This is a genomic window from Marinobacterium nitratireducens (genome assembly GCF_014645375.1).
GTDB lineage: Bacteria > Pseudomonadota > Gammaproteobacteria > Pseudomonadales > Balneatricaceae > Marinobacterium_A > Marinobacterium_A nitratireducens.
Window position 1 is genome coordinate 166,821 of the sequence record NZ_BMLT01000010.1, and the last position, 18,747, is coordinate 185,567.

The window sequence follows — 18,747 nt, forward strand, 5'->3', positions numbered from 1 at the left end:
GAGCCATTGCGGCTCCACCCATCCTACGGTAGTTTCACTCTAATCTGGCATCGCCGCCTACCCAATCGTTCTTTTACCGGACAACTAATCGGGAGCTTTCCACCGATGGATGAATTCAAGTGCATTTCCAGCCAGGAAGCCCTGGCGCTGATCGAAGACGGCGCGACCATCGCCGATATCCGCGACCCGCAGAGTTTCGCCCAGGGCCATATCGCAGGCTCGGTGCACCTCAGCAACGAGAACCTGCAGGATTTCATTCGTGACAGCGACATGGACAAGCCACTGATCGTCTGCTGCTACCACGGTTTCAGCAGCCAGAACGCCGCCGCCCAGCTGGCCCATTTCGGCTTCGATCAGGTATACAGCCTCAACGGCGGCTTCGAGGGCTGGCACGCCGAACACCCGGACAAGTGCAGCCGCTGATGCGCGTTTATCTGGTCGGCGGCGCCGTACGTGACAAACTGCTCGGCTACCCCGTCTACGACCACGACTGGGTGGTGGTCGGCGCCACCGTGCAGCAGATGCTCGAGCAGGGATTCCAGCCGGTCGGCGCCGACTTTCCGGTATTCATCCATCCGGATAGCGGCGAGGAATACGCCCTGGCCCGTACCGAGCGCAAGTCAGGACGCGGCTATACCGGTTTTCTGTACCACGCCAGCCCGGATGTGACCCTGGAGCAGGACCTCAAGCGCCGCGACCTGACCATCAACGCCATGGCCGAAGCCGAAGACGGCAGTCTGGTCGACCCCTACGGCGGCGCGCGCGACCTCGAGGCCCGGGTGTTGCGGCATGTCTCGCCGGCGTTTTCCGAAGATCCGCTGCGGGTGCTCCGGGTCGCCCGCTTCGCCGCCCGCTACGCCCACCTTGGCTTTGGCATCGCCGATGAAACCAAAGCCCTGATGCGAGAACTGGCCAGCGGCGACGAGCTCGAATATCTCACCGCGGAGCGGGTCTGGCAGGAGTTCGAGCGCGCCCTGGGCGAGCGCTCGCCCGGTGTTTTTCTGGAAGTGCTGCATCAGTGCGGGGCGCTGGCGATACTGCTGCCGGAACTCGAGGATCTGCCGGCCCATCCCCAATGGCAAAGGCTGGCAAAGCTGTTGACCCGACTCGAGGATCCCCGCGAGCGTTTCGCGCTGCTGCTTGCAGCAGCCCGGGCCGAGCCCGATCAGGAGGACGGCTCCGCGGCGCGGATCGAGGCACTGTGCCAGCGCCTGAGGGCCCCCAGAGCCTTCCGTGACCAGGCCCTGCTCATAGCCCGCCACCACCGCGCGTTATTCGCGCTGAAGCAGCTCGACGGCGAAGCCCGTCTGAGCCTCGCCCAGGGTCTGGACCTGACGCGACGCCCCCAGCGTATCCACAGCCTGGCGGCCTGCTTCGATCGCCTCGCTGAATGGCTCGGCGTCCCCAGCCACGCCCGGGAATGGCTGATGGCGTTGTACGAGGCGCTCGGCAGCATAGAGCCAAAGGCATTGATGCAGGAAGGTTTCAGTGGCAAGGCGCTGGGGGACGAGCTTCGGCGCCGCCAGCGCGAGGCCTGCGCACAGCTGGAATTGACGTAAGGGTGACGGGTGACGGGTGACGGGTGACGGGTGACGGGTGACGGGAAATTATGTGCCCTGCCCGGACATATCGCGATGCCGCTGAGTTTTCCTGTCGTAGGAGCCCACTCCGTGGGCGAACCGGCTCGCTGCCTTGACCATTCACCGGCCCCCTCCCGGGCAAACTGGCACTCCCTGTCGCAGGAGCGACGCTCTTAATAGACACTTTCCCGCCACGAGGATTCGCCGCGAGTGCTTTTTGGTACCGCACCAGAAGCTTCGCGGCGGGGCGCCGCTCCTACGACGGGTGCCGAATGCCCGGATCTCGTGGGAGCGGCGTCTCGCCGCGAATCAATCCGGCAGGGCGCCAAACCGGGTTCGCCGCGGGGCGCGGCTACACCTTCCGGTGCGACCATTCAGGGGTAACGGCGCCGCTCGCTACGCTCGGGGACGCCCTACGCAAGGGGGATTCACCCCGTCCGGGAAATCAACTCGCCGCGCCAGAAGAACTTCACAGGCCAGAGGCGCTGCTTCTGTTTGTCGTAGGCATCCCAGAGCTCGGCATAGCTACGGCCGTCTACCGGGTGGCGCTCCTGCGGCGCGATTTCGGCCAGAGGCTGCAGCACGAAGGCATTCTTCAGGATCTCGGCGCGCGGCAACTCGATGCCGTCATGGGAGCCGCTGAGATCGTCATAGGTCAGAATATCGATGTCCAGCGTTCTGCCGCTGAACTTGGGCCCCTGGCGACAGCGCCCGTTGCGATCCTCGATCGTCTTCAGGGTACGCGACAGCTCGCCCACACCCAACGCGGTATCGAAGCCGGCCACCAGGTTGTAGAAAGGGCTGCCGTCGAAGCCCACCGCCTCGCTCTCGAACACCGTGGAGACCCGCAGCTCGCCAAAGGCGTCCGCCAGCGCATCGAGCGCCGCGGTCACGTGCCGCGCGCGCTCGATATTGCTACCGATACCGACGTAGACCCTGGCCATCAGAAGGCCTCGCCGCGCTCGATCATCACGCCCACGTCGCGGGCGCCGCGGATCGCGCCGGGCTTGCCCAGGCGCAGACGCAGCCAGCGTACGCCGAACTCCTGCATCACGATCTGGGCGATCTCTTCCGCCATCGTCTCGACCAGCAGAAACTCGCTTTCTTCGATAAAGGCGATCAGGCGCTTGGACACCGATTTGTAGTTCAGCGTGTTCTCGATATCCTCGGTCGCCGCCGCATCGCGGATATCGGTGCCCATTTCCAGATCCAGACTGACCGTCTGACGCACTTCGCGCTCCCAGTCGTAGATGCCGATAACCGTTTCGACCTGTAGCTCGCGTATGTAGACTATATCCACGGGTAACCTAATAAGTATCTGTTTTAGCTATGTATTTTGAGACCGTCTTATCCAGCCTCCCGCCCCACCGTAACCGGACAAGGTGCTCCCTCGCACTCCGACTCTGTACCGCCCAGGCCTGGGCGGTAACCGCGACCAACCGCTGACCTGGCCGTCGCTCAATTTTACCACCGCCGGGCGTGCAGTCATGCGCGCATCTGTCGCGCAGGATATGGGCTGAGCCCCCGCAGGGCAAGCCCGAACCTGCTTTGCATGACTGCCCGACCGGGTCTAGTCGCCGAGCGCGTCTACGTCGCCGGCTGTATCTGCAGCCTGGCGACGGGTCTTTCATCCATCACGACATGAATCAGCGCAGTGGCCATCGCGATCGCCGCGGCGGCCCACCAGACGGGGCTATAGCTGCCGGTCTGGTCATAGAGATAACCGCCGATCCAGACGCCGGCGAAGGATCCGAGCTGATGGCTCAGGAAGACGAGGCCGTACAGGGTGCCCAGAAAGCGCACGCCGAACATCTGCGCGACCAGCCCGGAGGTGGCCGGCACCGTCGCCAGCCAGAGAAAGCCGGTCACAATGGAGAACAGGTAGACCGATGGCGCCGTCAGCGGCGCCAGCATGAATAGCGTGATGGCCACTGCGCGCAGCGAATAGATGATGGCCAGCAGCTTTTTCTTCGAGAAGCGACCGGACCAGGAGCCGAACAGCAGACAGCCGAAGATGTTGAACAGGCCGATCAGCGACAGGCTCGCCACGGCAACGCTCGCATCGAAACCGTTGTCCGTCAGGAACGCCGGCATATGCACGGTGACGAACGCCAGCTGGAAACCGCAGACGAAAAAGCCGGCGATCAGCAGCCAGTAGTGAATATGACCACCGGCCTCGCGCAGCGCCTCCGGCAGCGTCTGCTCGATTTCTCCCGAGTGGCTCGCCGAGGACGAGCTGTCGTTGCGAAAAGGGCCGGCCAGCAACAGCATCCCCAGGGCGCCGCCGGCCATCAACAGCATTGCCGTCTGCCAGCCGTAGCTGGCGATAAAGGCCTGCGCCACCGGAATCACCAGCAGCTGGCCGGCGGAACCGGCCGCGGTACCGAGACCGAGCGCGAAAGCCCTGCGCTCCGGGGCGACCATCCGCGCCAGAGCCGGCAGCACGACGCCGAAGCCGGTGCCGGCGATGCCCATGCCGATCAGAACGCCGGCGCCGGTATGCAGCGCCCAGATGCTTTCAGCATTGGCGGTGACGTACAGCCCCAGCGCATACGCAATGGCGCCGCCGAGCAGCGCCCTGAAGGTGCCGAAGCGATCGGCAACGGCGCCGGCGATCGGCTGGAACAATCCCCAGCACAGGTTCTGCAGCGCCAGCGAGAAGGCGAAGACTTCACGGCCATAGCCGAACTCACTGGAGACCGGCTGCATAAAGAAGCCCATCGACGAGCGCAGACCGAAATTGATGGCCAGCAGTACGCAGGAAAAGGCGACGAAAACGCTCAACAGTTTGACGGGGGTACGCATCGGTCGAAGATCCGGTGTAGTCGGGGTATCTGTGATAAGGCTTGACCGGCCAAAGGCCAGGGGAGTATCAGCGGCGGCTGTCTGAAGCCCGGTCCAGAGCAAAGCATAATCCCGTCCGGCTGATTTTCCCATTGCCGAGGACGCAATCGCGCTGCTACCCGTCGCTCCCAACCAACTGAAAACACCAGGCGATACAACGCGCGCTCCGCACCCTTATGTATCCACTGGAGCTGTCCTACACCAACGAACGGGACTACTCCCGGTAAATCAGGTGCCTGTGCTGGAAACCGTCGCTGCGACGGTCCATCCAGCGTGTCAGCAACGCAATGCAGATGAGCGAGAAGGCAAGGCGGGCCCAGAGAATGCCCGACAGATGGGCGCCGAGCAGCATCACCAGCAACGTATCTTCGATCAGGCTGTGGCAGAGTCCGAGAAACGCCATCGCAGCGAAGACGTCCCGCTTCGGGATCTGCCCGGTCTGCGCCTCCCGGATCAGCAGACCGCCGCCGAAGGACAGTCCCAGCGTCACACCGATAATGGTGATGGTGGTCGCCTGCCCACCGATACCCAGCAGCTTCAGCAACGGCTGCAGCAGCCAGAACATCAGCCGCTCCACGCCGATCAGACGCAGAATTTTCAGCGTCGTCAGCAGCACGACGATCACCAGTTGCACCATCAGCAGGCTCTTGCCCTGCATCAGCAGCCAGCCGCCAAGGCTGCTGTCCTGTGCCTGCGGCTGCCACAGCAGCATATTGGGTTGCTGCAGCCAGCCGCCCTCCCGGTACGCCAGGTGCAGCAACCAGCCAAACAGCAGACCGCCGCCGATACGCAGCAGCAGTGTCGCCCGCAGCCGCACCCCCGCCTTCTGGGCGATGCGCGCCTCCACCGGCAGGCCGTGGGCCACCAGCATCATGGCGCCGAGCACCGTGACCTGAGCCACGGTGAGCGCATCCTGCTGCGTCTGGGTGAAGAACACCAGCATGCCGGCGTAGATATTGCTCGCCATGGTGGCCGCCCAGACCAGCCCCATGCTCTCGGGCAGCCCGACCAGCGCCATCAGAGGCGCCAGCATCTTCCCGAGCAGCGCCACCCCGCCCAGCAGCTCGAGCAGTTTCACCACCAGTATCACCGGTATCATGATCCGAAACAGCGTGAACGAGACCGTGCGGATCTCGACCAGCAATTCGCGACAGAATTTACCAAAGGGGGACGACAACGTCGGATACCTGCGGCTCAGTGAAAAGGGCAGCCATTGTACTCCGAAGCGGCGCAGGAACGGCGCCGCCCGGCCCCGATTGCCGGCAGTCGTCGCTGAGTATAGTCACTGACGAGCCGCTTCCCCGCCGTTCGTTCCCGGCTCCTCGCCGAAAAATCGCCCGAGCTCTGCGGCAACGGACTGCGGCGCTTCCTCCGGCAGGAAGTGACCGCAGTCGAGCGCCCGCCCCTCGACATCTGCGGCATACCCGCGCCACACATTCAGCACATCGTAGCTGCGGTGCACAAATCCCCTGCTGCCCCAAAGCACCAGCAACGGACACCCGATCCTGCGACCAAAATCCGTCTGGTCGTGCTCCAGGTCGATACCGGCGGCGGCGCGGTAATCCTCGCAGCTGGCATGAACGGCCGCGGGATCGCTGAAGCAGCGCACGTATTCCGCCACCGCAGCGGGGTCGAAAACCGCGCCGGGAGCGGCCCAGCGTCGAAGCTTTTCGCCGAGATAATAGGCGGGATCGGCGCCGATCAGCTTTTCCGGCAGCCCGTCCGGCTGGATCAGGAAAAACCAGTGATAGTAGCCGGTGGCGAATGCCTGATCGGTATGGCGGAACATGTGCAGCGTGGGTACGATATCCATCACGCAGGCCTTATCCACACGCTGCGGATAATCCAGCGCCAGCCGGTGTGCGACCCGTGCGCCCCGGTCGTGCCCGGCGATACCGAATCGTGAATAGCCCAGCACCTCCATCACCTCGACCATATCGGCCGCCATCACCCGCTTCGAGTAATTGCCGTGATCGGCCTGCCCCGGCGGCTTTGAGCTGTCGCCATAGCCGCGAAGATCGGGACAGATGAGGTGGAAGCGCTGCATCAGCAGCGGTGCGACATGGTGCCAGATCAGGTGCGTCTGTGGATAACCGTGCAACAACAGCAATGGCGGCCCCGAGCCACCATGGACAAGGTGAATCCGCGCTTCCTGCGTCTGAATATCCAGTGTCTTGAATTCGGGTCCGAACAGCGTCATTGCGCGCAGCCTCCGGGCGACTTTCTGAGTTCAAGGTGCTGCTTCAATGCCGTCACTCCAGGCTCCCCGGCTCAGTCTCTTCAGCGTCGCGGATCCCGCACGAAGATGTCATGCGCCTTCTTGTTGCCGCCCTGCTGGCGCTTGTCGATATCGAACAGCTCCACAGCCTCGATCAGCCTGGTCAGAGTGGCGTAGCCGTAGGTGCGGGAGTCGAAGTCGGGGTACTGGCGTTTGATCAGCTGGCCGCACTGGCCCAGCGGAGCCCAGCCATCGTCGTCGGCATACTCGTTGATGGCATTGCGCAGTATCTTGACCAGCCGCGAATCGCTGGCCAGTTCCTGGCGGGTGTGGCGCTTGTCGACCGGCTTGGCCGCAGCCCCGCTGCCCCCCGGGCCGTCGTCGTCGACTTCGAGGTCGCGCAACACCTCGGTATAGATAAAGTCGTCACAGGCGTTGCGAAACGCCACCGGCGTTTTCTGCTCGCCGACACCGAAGACGAAGATCTGTGACTCCTTCAGACGGGAGGCCAGTTTGGTGAAGTCGCTGTCGCTCGAAATCAGTGCAAAGGCATCGAACTTGTTGGAATACAAAAGATCCATGGCGTCGATGATCATCGCCGCATCGGATGAGTTCTTGCCCTGGGTGTAGGAGAACTGCTGCACCGGGTTGATCGCCAGCTCGTTCAGCGGTTGCTTCCAGTTCTTCAGATGCGTCGAACTCCAGTCGCCGTAGGCCTTCTTGATCACGATATGGCCGTGCTTCGACAACTCCGACAGTACCGCGCCAAGCACCGAGTACTGGGCATTCTCGGCATCGATCAGCACCGCGATCTTCTTTTCCGTATCCAGGTCTTTCATCATTCCCCCACATCAGCCAGCCAATGTCTCAGGATAGATCGAATCTCGGTTGCGCGCGAAAGCGCCCTGCCGCGAGGTTGAGCCCGGGAGCACTTTCGGCAAGAATGTCGTTGAGTCATTCCAGGGAGTGGATGCCATGAAACGGATATCGATATTGGCGCTGGCACTGCTGGCGCCGGGCGCGTTTGCAGATCAGATGGTTATTGCGGGGAACGCGATACGCGACGGCGACAGCGTCAGCCGTCTTATCAAGTATGCAGGACAACCGATCGCCCGGGGATCCGGCACCGTTTGCCTGAATCGGGACTGCTCGCGGCGCGGCAGCGCCGCGACCTGGATTTACCTGCACGACGATATTCAGTACACCGTCAGCATTCGCAACAGCAAGATCGTGGCGATCGACTGGAAGCACGCGAACTGAGCAGAGCGCAGGTCAGCGCAGCCAGCCCTTTTCAACGGCGCCCTCGAGGCGCCCGCGAATTTCGTCCCACAGCGCCTGGCTGCCCAGGCCAATCCGGGCATTGAGCCTCGATACAGCTTAAAAAGCCAGTGTGCCGACACGAAACGGCAATGACAACGGCACCTCACTGGCCGGAAAGGCGCTTGCCGTACGAAATCGCGTACGCCGCGGAACGGGCCTTGAGCACCGGATCGTCCGTCGGCTCGATGCCATCGGCAATCACCAGCGGATCGAAGTTGATGCCCCCGCACTTGCCCTCGTCCTGCGCCATGGCCGCTGTCAGCGACAGGGTTCCGGTCAACACCTCTTCACGGTCCGTGGGCCAGGACTTGCTGGGATCGGTTTCCGGGTCGCCGGCCTGACCGATGATGATACGCATGTCCCACTCCAGGGGCGCCTGCTGCGCCCGGCCGATCAGTTCGGATTCGAGGAAGTCGTTCGGCGCTGCCGCGCGCTCCGCATCGGTCAGCTCCCTGACACCGTCGCGGGGATCGAAATACCAGCGCACCAGCGTTTTATCGCCAGCGGCATCGACGAAACGAAACGCATGCAGGCTGTAGTAACGGCTGTTGGCGTAGCTGGGCGGCGGATTGTGGCTGCCGTTGTGCCGGGCCAACCCCTGAAAGTCGGGATGAGTGTCGACGAAGGCACGAAAACGTTCGGGATCGCGCTTGCCTGTCGCCGGATCCGGCTGCAATGCCACCAGCATATCGTAAAAGGTATTCGGCACGGCGGCGCCGAATACCGGCGCATTGATCATCGTCATATGCTGCAGGTCACCGCCCGGCAGCTGAAACTGCAGCGCCATGCCCCTGACGCCCTTGTCGGCGTCGCTGGCGTCCGGGTTCCCACCCCCCAGCGAGAAGCGGGCGATCACCGGTATCGCATCACCGCTGAAAAGCCCGGATCTCGAGTAGTCACGGGCCGCTGCCAGCCCCTTGAATTCACCGACGGCGCAGGTGCCCTTGATATGGTTACGCCGCTGCCCCGGCGTTACGCCGAAAGCCGCCTCCATCGCCGCTATCATCTGTGCCGCATCGACATCGCCCTCGATACCGCTCTGCGCCTGACACAGGCCTGCGGCAAACAGCAACGCCGCTGCACAGCAGGCGCTCGATCCTCTGTGGATGTTCATATTGCCTCCGCTTCGAGTGACCGTACCCGGTCAGTATAGGACCGGGCCATAAGCAGGCCCCGGGCGGGATAGGAAATCCGGGTATATTCACTCTTCTTCCTGACGCAGTTCGCGCACGCGGCACACAGCCGGGCGATGGACTCGAAGATGTCGTAACGGGGGGGCGGACTCGAAGAAGTGAGCGGCGAAAGTTCGCGGCCGGGCTGAATGTCAGCCAGGGCGAAGTCGACAGGATGTCAATGCGGCTGGGCGGACTGTTGGAGCGGCAGGTATAAACCGGTTGAGTTCGCTGCGGGGCTCATCTTAAAAGTGGTGCCAGACGCCAGCAATCGTAGGAGCTGCGCCCTCGCAGCGAACAGGGCCGGTGCGAGCGCCGGAAGCGTTCGCGGCGGGGCGCCGCTCCTACCGCTATCAGGCGGCTTCCTGGGCGCGAAGGTAGTCTTCGTAGCTGCCGTGAAAGTCGACGATGCCGGTCGGCGTCAGCTCGATGATGCGGGTCGCGATCGACGAGACGAACTCGCGATCGTGACTGACGAACAGCAGTGTGCCCTCGTAGTTTTCCAGCGCCAGGTTGAGCGACTCGATGGACTCCATGTCCATGTGGTTGGTCGGCTCGTCCATCACCAGGATGTTGGGCTTCTGCAATATCAGCTTGCCGAACAGCATGCGGCCCTGCTCACCACCGGAGATCACCTTCACCGACTTGCCGATCTCCTTCTGCGAGAACAGCATGCGGCCGAGGGTACCGCGAATCACCTGCTCGTCGTCGCCTTCCTGGCCCCACTGTGACATCCAGTCGTAGAGGTTGGCCTCCTTCTCGAACTCGTGCGCGTGGTCCTGGGCGTAGTAGCCGATGTTGCTGTTCTCCGACCACTTGACGGTACCGGCGCTGGGCTCGAGATCACCGACCAGGCACTTGAGCAGGGTCGACTTGCCGATGCCGTTGGGACCGATGATGGCGATACGCTCGCCGACGGCCACGTGCAGGTTGAGACCGGAGAACAGCTGCTCGTCGAAACGCTTGGCCAGGCCCTCGACCTCCAGCGCGGTACGGTGCAGCTTCTTGTCCTGCTCGAAGCGGATGAACGGGCTCTGGCGGCTGGACGGCTTGATCTCGTCGAGCTTGATCTCGTCGATCTGCTTGGCGCGTGACGTGGCCTGCTTGGACTTCGAGGCATTGGCCGAGAAACGGCTGACGAAGGCCTTGAGGTCGGCGATCTGCGCCTTCTTCTTGGCATTGTCGGCCTGCATGCGCTCGCGCGCCTGGGTGGCGGCGGTCATGTATTCGTCGTAGTTGCCGTGGTAGATCCGCACCTCGCCGTAGTCCACGTCCGCCATATGGGTGCAGACGCTGTTGAGGAAGTGGCGGTCGTGGGAAATGATGATCATGGTGCAGTTGCGCTCGTTCAGCACCCCTTCCAGCCAGCGGATCGTGTTGATATCCAGGTTGTTGGTCGGCTCGTCGAGCAACATGATATCGGGATCGGAGAACAGCACCTGCGCCAGCAATACCCGCAGCTTCCAGCCCGGCGCCACCTCGCTCATCGGACCGTAGTGCTGCTCCACCGGAATGCCGACACCCAGCAGCAGCTCGCCCGCGCGCGACTCGGCGGTGTAACCGTCCATTTCGGCGAACTCGCCTTCCAGCTCACCGGCGCGGATACCGTCCTCTTCGGTCATCTCGGCCTTGGCGTAGATGGCGTCGCGCTCGGCCTTGATCTTCCACAGCTCTTCGTGACCCATGATCACGGTATCGACCACCGAGTACTCCTCGTAGGCGAACTGATCCTGGCGCAGCTTGCCGATGCGCTCGTTCGGGTCCTTGGAGACGTTGCCCGCGGACGGCTCGAGATCGCCGCCAAGAATCTTCATGAAGGTCGACTTGCCGCAGCCGTTGGCGCCGATGAGGCCGTAGCGGTTACCGTCGCCGAACTTGACGGAGACGTTTTCAAACAGCGGCTTGGCGCCGAACTGCATGGTGATGTTCGCAGTGGTCAGCAAAATAAAGTACCGAATAACTTGAGCGTGAAAGGAAGATGACAGGCCAGGTACAGCCTGTGAATAGCGGAAAATTGGCGCGCATTATGCCATAGACGATGGCCCGGGCCAAAGAGGCGTCGATCAAAAAATCGTCAGCGGCTTGGCCCTGTCCAACCGGACCGCATGGTGATGTTCGCAGGCTTGGTTGGGTCTAGCGGTGCAACGGCACACGCTGACCGCTGCCCAGATGTACTGGGCACCGCATGACCGCCAGGGATGGTGGGAATCCTTAAGGCGCAGGAGCAGTCTTAAGGGAACCCGCAATATCGATCGTAGTGCAGATCGATTGGCTTCGGCTGGCAGAGTGTTTGTCGGGTAGCGCGGTCGGCTGAACCTTTGTTGGGTTACACGGCTACGCCGCTAGACCCATCCTACGCGTCCGCACCATGCTCGCGGGCGTAGGCCCGGCACTCGGCGATGCAGTTGAGGATACGCGGATCCCGCTCGCGGCTGGCCAGGCACACCATGGCGATGTTCTGGCGAATATCCTCGATGCCCTTCAGTGGCAGCAGGCGGATCTTGTTCTCGAACACCGCCTCGACACGCCGTGGCAGCAGCGCGAAGCCGACGCCGGCGCTGACCATGCTGATCAGCGAGAAAATGTCGCTGACCTCCATCACCACGTTGGGCTCGAAACCCGCGCGCTCGAACGCCACGAAGCTGTCGCGGTAGGTGGCGAAGCCGCGGGTCAGGGTGACGAAGGTCTGATCACGGAAGTCCGCGAGATCCTGCGCCTGGCCCGAATCCAGGTCGGAATCCGCCGGCACCGCCAGCAGCACCTCGTCGCTGAACAGCGGCAGGACGGTGCAGTCGTCATCGCGAAAACCGGGCTCCAGCGATACCAGTACGGCATCCAGTTCCAGTGCCCTGAGCTTGCGGAACAGCAACTCGTTGGAGTCGAGCGTCAGCTCGATATTGAGATCGCCCTTTCGCAGCTTCAGCCCGGCGATCAGCCGCGGCACCGTATTCAGCGTCAGCGAATAGAGCGCGCCGAGCTTGAACTGGTTGGAAAAGATACCGGCGGTCTCCCGCGTCGCCTTGACCGCTTCGTCCAGCGCCAGCACCACCTGCTCGGCGCGCTCCTCCAGCACCTGGGCGCTCGGCAGCGGCACCAGCAGGCGCCCCTCCTGGCGGAACAGCGGGCACTTGAGCCCGTCTTCCAGCGAGTGGATGGCGCGATGCACGCTCACCGTGCTCATGTTGAGCTTCTCCGCCGCCTCCGCCAGGGTGCCTGCCTTCATGAAGGCCAGAAACACCTCGAGCTTCTTCAATGTCAGGGATTCGTCGAGCACCGTTTCACTCCTCTAGCAGCGACATCGTTCGTCTCACACCGATCATTACTCTCAGAGTAATGGTTCGTCAACGAGCTTGATTGATGGTTTTCGGCCCCGCTTTTAGTGTGGACCCAACAACAACACAACAGAGGACCTCCCATGCACGCATCTGCGGAACCCTCGGTCAACTGGCACAGCCGCCGTCAGGACAAGCAAGGCCGCATGGCCGAACTGGAAGGCATTGCCGACGGCCCGATCATTCCGACCGACGCCATCAAGACCGCACTGGAACGCCTGATTCGCCCCGGCGACAAGGTGGTGCTGGAGGGCAACAACCAGAAGCAGGCCGACTTCCTGTCGCGTTCGCTGGCCGATGTCAGCCCCGAGGTGGTCAACAACCTGCACATGGTGATGCCGAGCGTGGGGCGCCCGGAACACCTGGACCTGTTCGAGAAAGGTATCGCCCGCAAGCTGGACTTCTCCTTCTCCGGCCCCCAGAGCCTGCGTATCGGGCAGCTGATGGAGGACGGCCTGCTCGAGGTGGGCGCCATCCACACCTACATCGAGCTCTACGCCCGTCTTTTCGTTGATCTCAATCCGCGGATCGCGCTGCTCGCCGGCTTCAAGGCCGACCGCGCCGGCAACATCTATACCGGTCCCAGCACCGAGGACACGCCGGCGCTGGCGGAGGCCGCCGCCTTTCGCGACGGCATCGTGATCTTCCAGGTCAACGAGATCGTCGATGACGTCTCGGATCTGCCGCGGGTCGACATCCCGGCCTCCTGGGTCGACTACATCGTCGAGGCCGACCAGCCGTTCTTCATCGAGCCGCTATTCACCCGCGACCCGCGCCTGATCACCGACGTCCACGTGTTGATGGGCATGATGGCGATCCGCGGCATCTACGAGCGCCACCAGGTGCAGTCGCTGAACCACGGCATCGGCTTCAACACCGCCGCCATCGAGCTGCTGCTGCCGACCTACGGCGAGTCGCTGGGTCTCAAGGGCAAGATCTGCCGCCACTGGACGCTGAACCCCCACCCGACCCTGATCCCGGCGATCGAGAGCGGCTGGGTCGAGAGCGTGCACTGCTTCGGCACCGAGCTCGGCATGGAGGACTATATCGCCGCCCGGCCGGATGTTTTCTTCACCGGCAAGGACGGTTCGATGCGCTCCAACCGCGCCTTCTGCCAGCTGGCCGGCCAGTACGCCGTCGACATGTTCATCGGCTCCACGCTGCAGGTTGACGGCGACGGAAACTCCTCCACCGTGACCCGCGGTCGTCTCGCCGGCTTCGGCGGCGCGCCGAACATGGGTCACGATCCAGGCGGACGACGACACTCATCCCCTGCCTGGCTCGACATGAAGCCCGACGACCACCTGCTCAGCAAGGGACGCAAACTGGTGGTGCAGATGGTCGAGACCTTCCAGGACAGCGCCAAGCCGACGCTGGTCGAGGAGCTGGATGCGCTGGCGATGGCGCGCGACTACCAGATGCCGCTGGCGCCGGTGATGATCTACGCCAGCGATGTCACCCATGTGCTGACCGAAGAAGGCATCGCCTACCTCTACAAGGCAACGTCACTGGAACAGCGTCGCGCCATGATCGCCGCCGTCGCCGGCGTCACGCCGATCGGCCTCAGGCGCGACCCGGCGGTCACCGCACAGCTGCGCGCCGATGGCCTGGTCGCCTACCCGGAAGACTTCGGCATCCGCCGCAGCGACGCCACCCGCGACCTGCTGGCCGCGCGCAGCATCGGCGAACTCGAACGCTGGTCCGGCGGCCTCTACCAGCCGCCGGCCAAGTTCCGCAACTGGTGATCAATATGCAGACCGCTATCCAGACAGCCGCCCGTACAGCCACACCGGCACCGCTTGCACGGCCGGCCGAAGTCCTCGGCGACCTCGCCTGCTGGGCGCTGGAGCAGGAAGCCCGGCTCAGCCCGAAACCGGCGCTGGTCGACAGCCGCGGCGCCGGCGCCCACAGCGACATGAACCTGTCGCTGATGCTGGCCTCGGCGCAGAGCCTGCGCCCCTGGTTCGCGCACATGGCGCAGGCGGCTATCCAGGAGTCCAGCGTCGCCGGGTTGCGCCGTCGCATCGGCCAGCTGGGACGGGAGGCCGAAGCTGCGATGATGGCCGCCACAGCAGGTATCAATACCCATCGCGGCGCCATCTGGGCCCTGGGCCTGCTGGTGACGGCGGCCGCGACCCACTCCCACAGCCTTGCCGCCCTTCTCGACCGCGCCGCCCAGCTTGCGCGCCAGCCGGACCCGGATTGCCCGGCCGGCAGCGTACCGAGCAACGGCCAGCGCGTCTGCCGGGAATACCGGCTGCCCGGCGCCCGTGAACAGGCCCAGCAGGGTTTTCCGCACCTGCTCCAGCGCGGTCTGCCGACGCTGCGCCAAAGCCGCGAGTCCGGCGACTCCGAGTCGGTATCCCGGCTCAACGCGTTGCTGGCCATCATGTCCGCGCTGACCGATACCTGCGTGCTGTCCCGGGCCGGTCTCGCCGGCCTCGAAGCGATGCAGCAGGGCGCCCGCGCGGTGCTGGACGCCGGCGGCTGCGGCACCTTCAGCGGCCGCCGCGAGCTGGCGCAGTACGAACAGCGCCTGCTGTCGCTCGGCGCCTCCGCCGGCGGCGCCGCGGACCTGCTGGCCGCGACACTGTTCGTGGATCGCCACCTCGGCGACGCAAACCGATAACAACGGGGAATAGTCATGGACACCTTGAATTTCAAACGCCCGGCCCGGGCGGAAGCCATCCGGCCGGCCCTGGTGGGTTACGTCGGCTCCGGCGACCTCGAAGTGATGATCGAGCCCTCCTCCGCCGGCTGCGCGGACATCCATATCCACACCTCGACCGACGGCAGCGAAGCCCGCTGGCGGCAGGTGATCGAACTGATCGAGTCCGTCATGAAACTGCCGGTGATGCGCATGGACATCCACGACTTCGCCGCCACGCCGGGCGTGATCCGGCTGCGCATCGAACAGGCGCTCGAACTGGCCCGGGAGGACGCGGCATGACGACCAGAACCCAAACCGGCTTTATCGACCTCAGCGCCCGCAAGCGCATTGCCGCGCTGCTGGACGAGGGCTCCATGCGCGAGTTACTGACCCCCTTCGACCGTCTCACCTCTCCCTGGCTGGAGCGGCAGGGGATCGTGCCGCAGTTCGACGACGGTGTAGTCATCGCCCGCGGTACCCTCGACGGCACCGCCGTGGTGGTCGCCGCCATCGAAGCCAGCTTCCAGGGCGGCAGTCTCGGTGAAGTCGGCGGCGCCAAGATCGCCGGCGCGCTGGAACTGGCGCTGGAGGAAAACCGCCGGGGCAACCCCACCGCGGCGGTGCTGCTGCTCGAAACCGGCGGTGTGCGCCTGCAGGAGGCCAACCTGGGCCTGGCGGCGATTGCCGAAATCCAGTCTGCCATCGTCGAGCTGCGCCAGTACCAGCCGGTCATCGGCGTCATCACCGGGCCCGTGGGCTGCTTTGGCGGCATGTCGATCACCGCAGGCTTGTGCAGCTACCTGATCATGACCCGCGAAGGCCGTCTGGGGCTCAATGGACCTCAGGTGATCGAGCAGGAAGCCGGTGTCGCCGAGTACGACTCCCGCGATCGCGCGCTGATCTGGGGCCTGACCGGCGGCGCCCAGCGTCATACCAGCGGCCTCGTCGATGCCTTCGTCGAAGACGATGTCGCGGTGGTGCACCAGTCGGTGACTGCCTGTCTGTCACTCGGCGTGCCGGCCGAGCACCGCAGCGACGCTATCGCCACGCCGCTGGCGCGGCTGCAGCAGGTGGATACCCGCGAGCAGATCGATGCCGCCAGCGCCCTTCAGATCCTGACACAGGGAGCCGCCAAATGACCGCATTCAACGACAACAGCGCCACCGCCAGCCAGCGCGGCCGTCACTGGTTCGACACCCTGACCGCGGAAATGGACTGCCGGGAAGGCGCCGTGCCTTCGCTGCGGATCGCCGACGGCGAAATCGCCGGGCGCGCCTGCCGCTTCCTGCTGGTGCAGGCCGATCCGGACAGCCGCTACCCGCGCGCCCGCCATGGCGAAGTCGGGCTGCTCGAAGGCTGGGGACTGGCCGAAGCGATCGACGACGCCATCCGCGCCGATGCCGACACACCGATCAGGCGGGCGCTGATCGCCATCGTCGACGTGCCGAGTCAGGCCTACGGACGTCGCGAAGAGGCGCTGGGCATCCATCAGGCCCTGGCCGCCGCGGTCAGCGCCTACGCCCGCGCCCGCCTGGCCGGACACCCGGTGATCTCGCTGCTGGTCGGCAAGGCGATGTCCGGCGCCTTCCTGGCGCACGGTTACCAGGCCAACCGCATCTTCGCCCTCGCCGACAGCGGCGTTCAGGTGCACGCCATGGGCAAGGCCGCCGCTGCAAGGGTCACATTGCGCTCCGAAGAGGAACTGGACCGGCTCGCGGCCGACGTGCCGCCGATGGCCTATGACCTCGAGAGCTACGCCTCCCTCGGTCTGCTGGAGTCGCTGGTCGAGGTCGAATCCGCCGACGCGCCGAGCGGTGCGGATATCGACCGGGTACGGACGGTGCTGGCCGGTGCGCTGCGCAATATCCAGCCCGGCGACACCGGTCTTTCCCGCCGGCTCGACGGCGACAACCGTCAAGCATCGCGCCGCGTGCGCGAGCTGCTGCGCGAGCAGTGGAGCGCCTGATGAGCTGGCGCCCGCACGACCTGCTCTGGGTCCAGCGCGAGCGGCTGCTGCCGGCCGGCGAGCAGCCCCTACCGGACTGGGTTAGCGCGGGTTCGGGGCCGGTCGTGGTGCGACGCGCACCGGCGTCTTCGGGCCTGATCGCGATCGGGGTTCGCGGACGGGACAAGCGCGAGCGCTGCGCCGCCTTTGCCCGGCTTGCCGATGTGGAGCGAGGCCTGACGCCGTTCGAACTCTGCAGCAGCGCGCCCTGGCGCGCACACCCTGAGCGGCAGCAGCATCCGGTACTGGTCACGCTGGAACAACTGGCGCCGCGGCTCGATGCACGCGCCCTGCGCTGGGGCATCACCGGCAGCCTCGGTTACGAGTTCGCCACCGGCGAAGCCCAGCTTCGGCCTTCGAGCGACCTGGATCTGGTGATCGACACCCCGGTGCCGGTTTCCCGGCCACAGGCAAGCTGGCTGCTGCGAAGCCTCGAGTCGAACGGCTGCCGTGTGGATATTCAGCTCGAGACCCCGCAGGGCGCGATCGCGCTCGCCGAGTGGGCCGGCCCGAGCCGACAGGTGATGCTGAAAACCCAGTTCGGCCCTCGGCTGACCGACGCGCCCTGGGCGCCGCAACAGGATCGGAGAACACAGGCATGTTGAGCGCCTTCACCTTTCCGGGCCAGGGCGCCCAACGCCCGGGCATGCTGCGCCAGCTGCCGACGGACGCCGATGCTCAGGCGCGTATCGAGGAGGCGGAAGCGGTGCTCGGGCATTCGCTGGAAACACTCGACAGCCCCGAAGCGCTGACCGACACCCGCAACGTGCAGCTGGCACTGCTGATCAGCGGCGTGCTCTGGGCCGAATACCGGCAACGGCGGGACGGAAACCCGGATTTCGTGCTGGGGCTGTCGATCGGCGCCTACCCGGCCGCCGTGGTCGCCGGGAGCCTCGCGTTCGACGACGCCCTGCGGCTGGTCGACCTGCGCGGCCGGCTGATGCAGCAGGCGTATCCGCGTGGCTACGGCATGCTGGCGCTGACCGGCGTCGCACAGGCCCAGGTCGAGGCGGCCATCGCCGACCAGCAGAGCGAGGGACGCGCGGTGTATCTGGCCAATCTCAACGGCGATCAGCAGTTCGTGCTGGCCGGATCCCGGGAGGCGATGCAGGACACCGCCGAGCGCATCCGCGCTCAAGCGCCCTGCGCCGGCAGGCTGCTCGATGTCGCCGTGCCGTCGCACTGCGCGCTGCTGGACGCCCAGGCGCAGCAGATGGAGCAGGCCTTCGCGGAGGTCGCGATGAAAGCCCCGGCGTGCGGCTACGTCAGTGCGGCACGGGCACGGGTTCTGCGCCAGCCGAATGACATTCGCCAGGACCTGGCGCAGAACATGGCACGGCAGGTGCACTGGCACGACAGCTGCCGGATGCTGGCCGAGCGCGGACTGCAGCGGGTCATCGAGCTGCCGCCGGGCAGCACCCTGACCGGACTGTTCCGGCGGGTGTTGCCCCAGGGCATCTGCCAGGCACTGGCGAGCGCCCTGCCTGCCAGCACCGACCCAGACGAATAAAAATCAATTAATTCAATTAAATAAGGAGCCAGAGCCTTTATTGAAACCCATGACCGGTTAGGATGTGCCACACATCCGCCACGGCGATACCAGGACAATACGAACAAATAAGCTGG

Annotated in this window: 19 protein-coding genes; 10 read left to right on the top strand and 9 right to left on the bottom strand. The window is 64.7% G+C overall.

Annotated elements, in window-relative coordinates; all coding sequences use genetic code 11:
* Positions 1-105 precede the first annotated feature (105 nt).
* Positions 106-423, top strand: coding sequence for a thiosulfate sulfurtransferase GlpE (gene glpE / locus IEX85_RS18560; protein ID WP_188862116.1), 318 nt, complete (start codon positions 106-108; stop codon positions 421-423).
* A complete protein-coding gene (locus IEX85_RS18565; protein ID WP_188862117.1) occupies positions 423-1,559 on the top strand; it encodes a tRNA nucleotidyltransferase/poly(A) polymerase-related protein in 1,137 nt (378 codons plus the stop codon). Before glpE ends, IEX85_RS18565 begins: the two co-directional genes overlap by 1 nt.
* A 449-nt stretch (positions 1,560-2,008) precedes the next feature.
* On the opposite strand, the gene folK is transcribed toward IEX85_RS18565, so the two are convergent.
* The 6 genes from folK to IEX85_RS18595 all read right to left on the bottom strand — a co-directional run bounded on the left by folK (position 2,009) and on the right by IEX85_RS18595 (position 7,481).
* Positions 2,009-2,524 carry a 2-amino-4-hydroxy-6-hydroxymethyldihydropteridine diphosphokinase gene (gene folK / locus IEX85_RS18570; RefSeq protein ID WP_188862118.1) on the bottom strand — a complete coding sequence of 172 codons (516 nt, stop codon included), beginning with the start codon at positions 2,522-2,524 and terminating at the stop codon, positions 2,009-2,011.
* On the bottom strand, positions 2,524-2,880 hold the full coding sequence (folB, locus tag IEX85_RS18575) for a dihydroneopterin aldolase (protein ID WP_188862119.1): 357 nt from the start codon (positions 2,878-2,880) through the stop codon (positions 2,524-2,526). The genes folK and folB overlap by 1 nt, the downstream gene beginning before the upstream one ends.
* 287 nt (positions 2,881-3,167) lie before the next feature.
* Positions 3,168-4,385, bottom strand: a complete 1,218-nt coding sequence (locus IEX85_RS18580; RefSeq protein ID WP_188862120.1) for an MFS transporter — start codon at positions 4,383-4,385, stop codon at positions 3,168-3,170.
* 253 nt (positions 4,386-4,638) lie between these two features.
* A complete protein-coding gene (locus tag IEX85_RS18585) occupies positions 4,639-5,601 on the bottom strand; it encodes a hypothetical protein (RefSeq protein WP_188862121.1) in 963 nt (320 codons plus the stop codon).
* Positions 5,602-5,706: 105 nt separating this feature from the next.
* Positions 5,707-6,624: an alpha/beta fold hydrolase gene (locus tag IEX85_RS18590; RefSeq protein ID WP_188862122.1), complete on the bottom strand. Its 918-nt coding sequence runs from the start codon at positions 6,622-6,624 to the stop codon at positions 5,707-5,709.
* Between the two features lie 80 nt (positions 6,625-6,704).
* Complete coding sequence (locus IEX85_RS18595) at positions 6,705-7,481, bottom strand: NYN domain-containing protein (RefSeq protein WP_188862123.1); 777 nt, start codon at positions 7,479-7,481, stop codon at positions 6,705-6,707.
* Between the two features lie 154 nt (positions 7,482-7,635).
* Here IEX85_RS18595 and IEX85_RS18600 point away from each other — a divergent pair, with 154 nt between their 5' ends.
* A complete protein-coding gene (locus IEX85_RS18600; protein ID WP_188862124.1) occupies positions 7,636-7,902 on the top strand; it encodes a hypothetical protein in 267 nt (88 codons plus the stop codon).
* 163 nt (positions 7,903-8,065) lie between these two features.
* Here the strand turns inward: IEX85_RS18600 and IEX85_RS18605 are convergent, their stop codons facing one another.
* From IEX85_RS18605 to IEX85_RS18615, 3 genes are all read right to left on the bottom strand, one after another.
* Positions 8,066-9,076 (bottom strand): catalase family peroxidase, encoded by a 1,011-nt coding sequence (locus tag IEX85_RS18605; protein WP_188862125.1) that lies wholly within the window; start codon positions 9,074-9,076, stop codon positions 8,066-8,068.
* A 411-nt stretch (positions 9,077-9,487) separates the two neighbouring features.
* Positions 9,488-11,077: an ABC-F family ATPase gene (locus tag IEX85_RS18610; protein ID WP_188862126.1), complete on the bottom strand. Its 1,590-nt coding sequence runs from the start codon at positions 11,075-11,077 to the stop codon at positions 9,488-9,490.
* 410 nt (positions 11,078-11,487) lie between these two features.
* The gene (locus IEX85_RS18615) at positions 11,488-12,408 is read right to left on the bottom strand and encodes a LysR family transcriptional regulator (RefSeq protein WP_229722010.1); all 921 of its coding nucleotides are present in this window, start codon (positions 12,406-12,408) and stop codon (positions 11,488-11,490) included.
* Positions 12,409-12,549: 141 nt separating this feature from the next.
* On the opposite strand from IEX85_RS18615, the gene mdcA reads away from it, so the two are divergent.
* The 7 genes from mdcA to mdcH are packed head-to-tail and all read left to right on the top strand — an operon-like array spanning position 12,550 to position 18,631.
* Complete coding sequence (gene mdcA, locus IEX85_RS18620) at positions 12,550-14,211, top strand: malonate decarboxylase subunit alpha (protein WP_188862127.1); 1,662 nt, start codon at positions 12,550-12,552, stop codon at positions 14,209-14,211.
* A 5-nt stretch (positions 14,212-14,216) separates the two neighbouring features.
* Positions 14,217-15,095 (top strand): triphosphoribosyl-dephospho-CoA synthase, encoded by an 879-nt coding sequence (locus tag IEX85_RS18625; protein ID WP_188862128.1) that lies wholly within the window; start codon positions 14,217-14,219, stop codon positions 15,093-15,095.
* A 15-nt stretch (positions 15,096-15,110) separates the two neighbouring features.
* Positions 15,111-15,416 (top strand): malonate decarboxylase acyl carrier protein, encoded by a 306-nt coding sequence (gene mdcC / locus IEX85_RS18630; protein ID WP_188862129.1) that lies wholly within the window; start codon positions 15,111-15,113, stop codon positions 15,414-15,416.
* Positions 15,413-16,255 (top strand): biotin-independent malonate decarboxylase subunit beta, encoded by an 843-nt coding sequence (locus IEX85_RS18635; protein ID WP_188862130.1) that lies wholly within the window; start codon positions 15,413-15,415, stop codon positions 16,253-16,255. Before mdcC ends, IEX85_RS18635 begins: the two co-directional genes overlap by 4 nt.
* Positions 16,252-17,082 carry a biotin-independent malonate decarboxylase subunit gamma gene (mdcE, locus tag IEX85_RS18640; RefSeq protein ID WP_188862131.1) on the top strand — a complete coding sequence of 277 codons (831 nt, stop codon included), beginning with the start codon at positions 16,252-16,254 and terminating at the stop codon, positions 17,080-17,082. Before IEX85_RS18635 ends, mdcE begins: the two co-directional genes overlap by 4 nt.
* Positions 17,082-17,726, top strand: a complete 645-nt coding sequence (locus IEX85_RS18645; protein ID WP_188862132.1) for a malonate decarboxylase holo-ACP synthase — start codon at positions 17,082-17,084, stop codon at positions 17,724-17,726. The genes mdcE and IEX85_RS18645 overlap by 1 nt, the downstream gene beginning before the upstream one ends.
* On the top strand, positions 17,720-18,631 hold the full coding sequence (gene mdcH, locus IEX85_RS18650; protein WP_188862133.1) for a malonate decarboxylase subunit epsilon: 912 nt from the start codon (positions 17,720-17,722) through the stop codon (positions 18,629-18,631). The genes IEX85_RS18645 and mdcH overlap by 7 nt, the downstream gene beginning before the upstream one ends.
* The last annotated feature ends 116 nt before the right edge of the window (positions 18,632-18,747 follow it).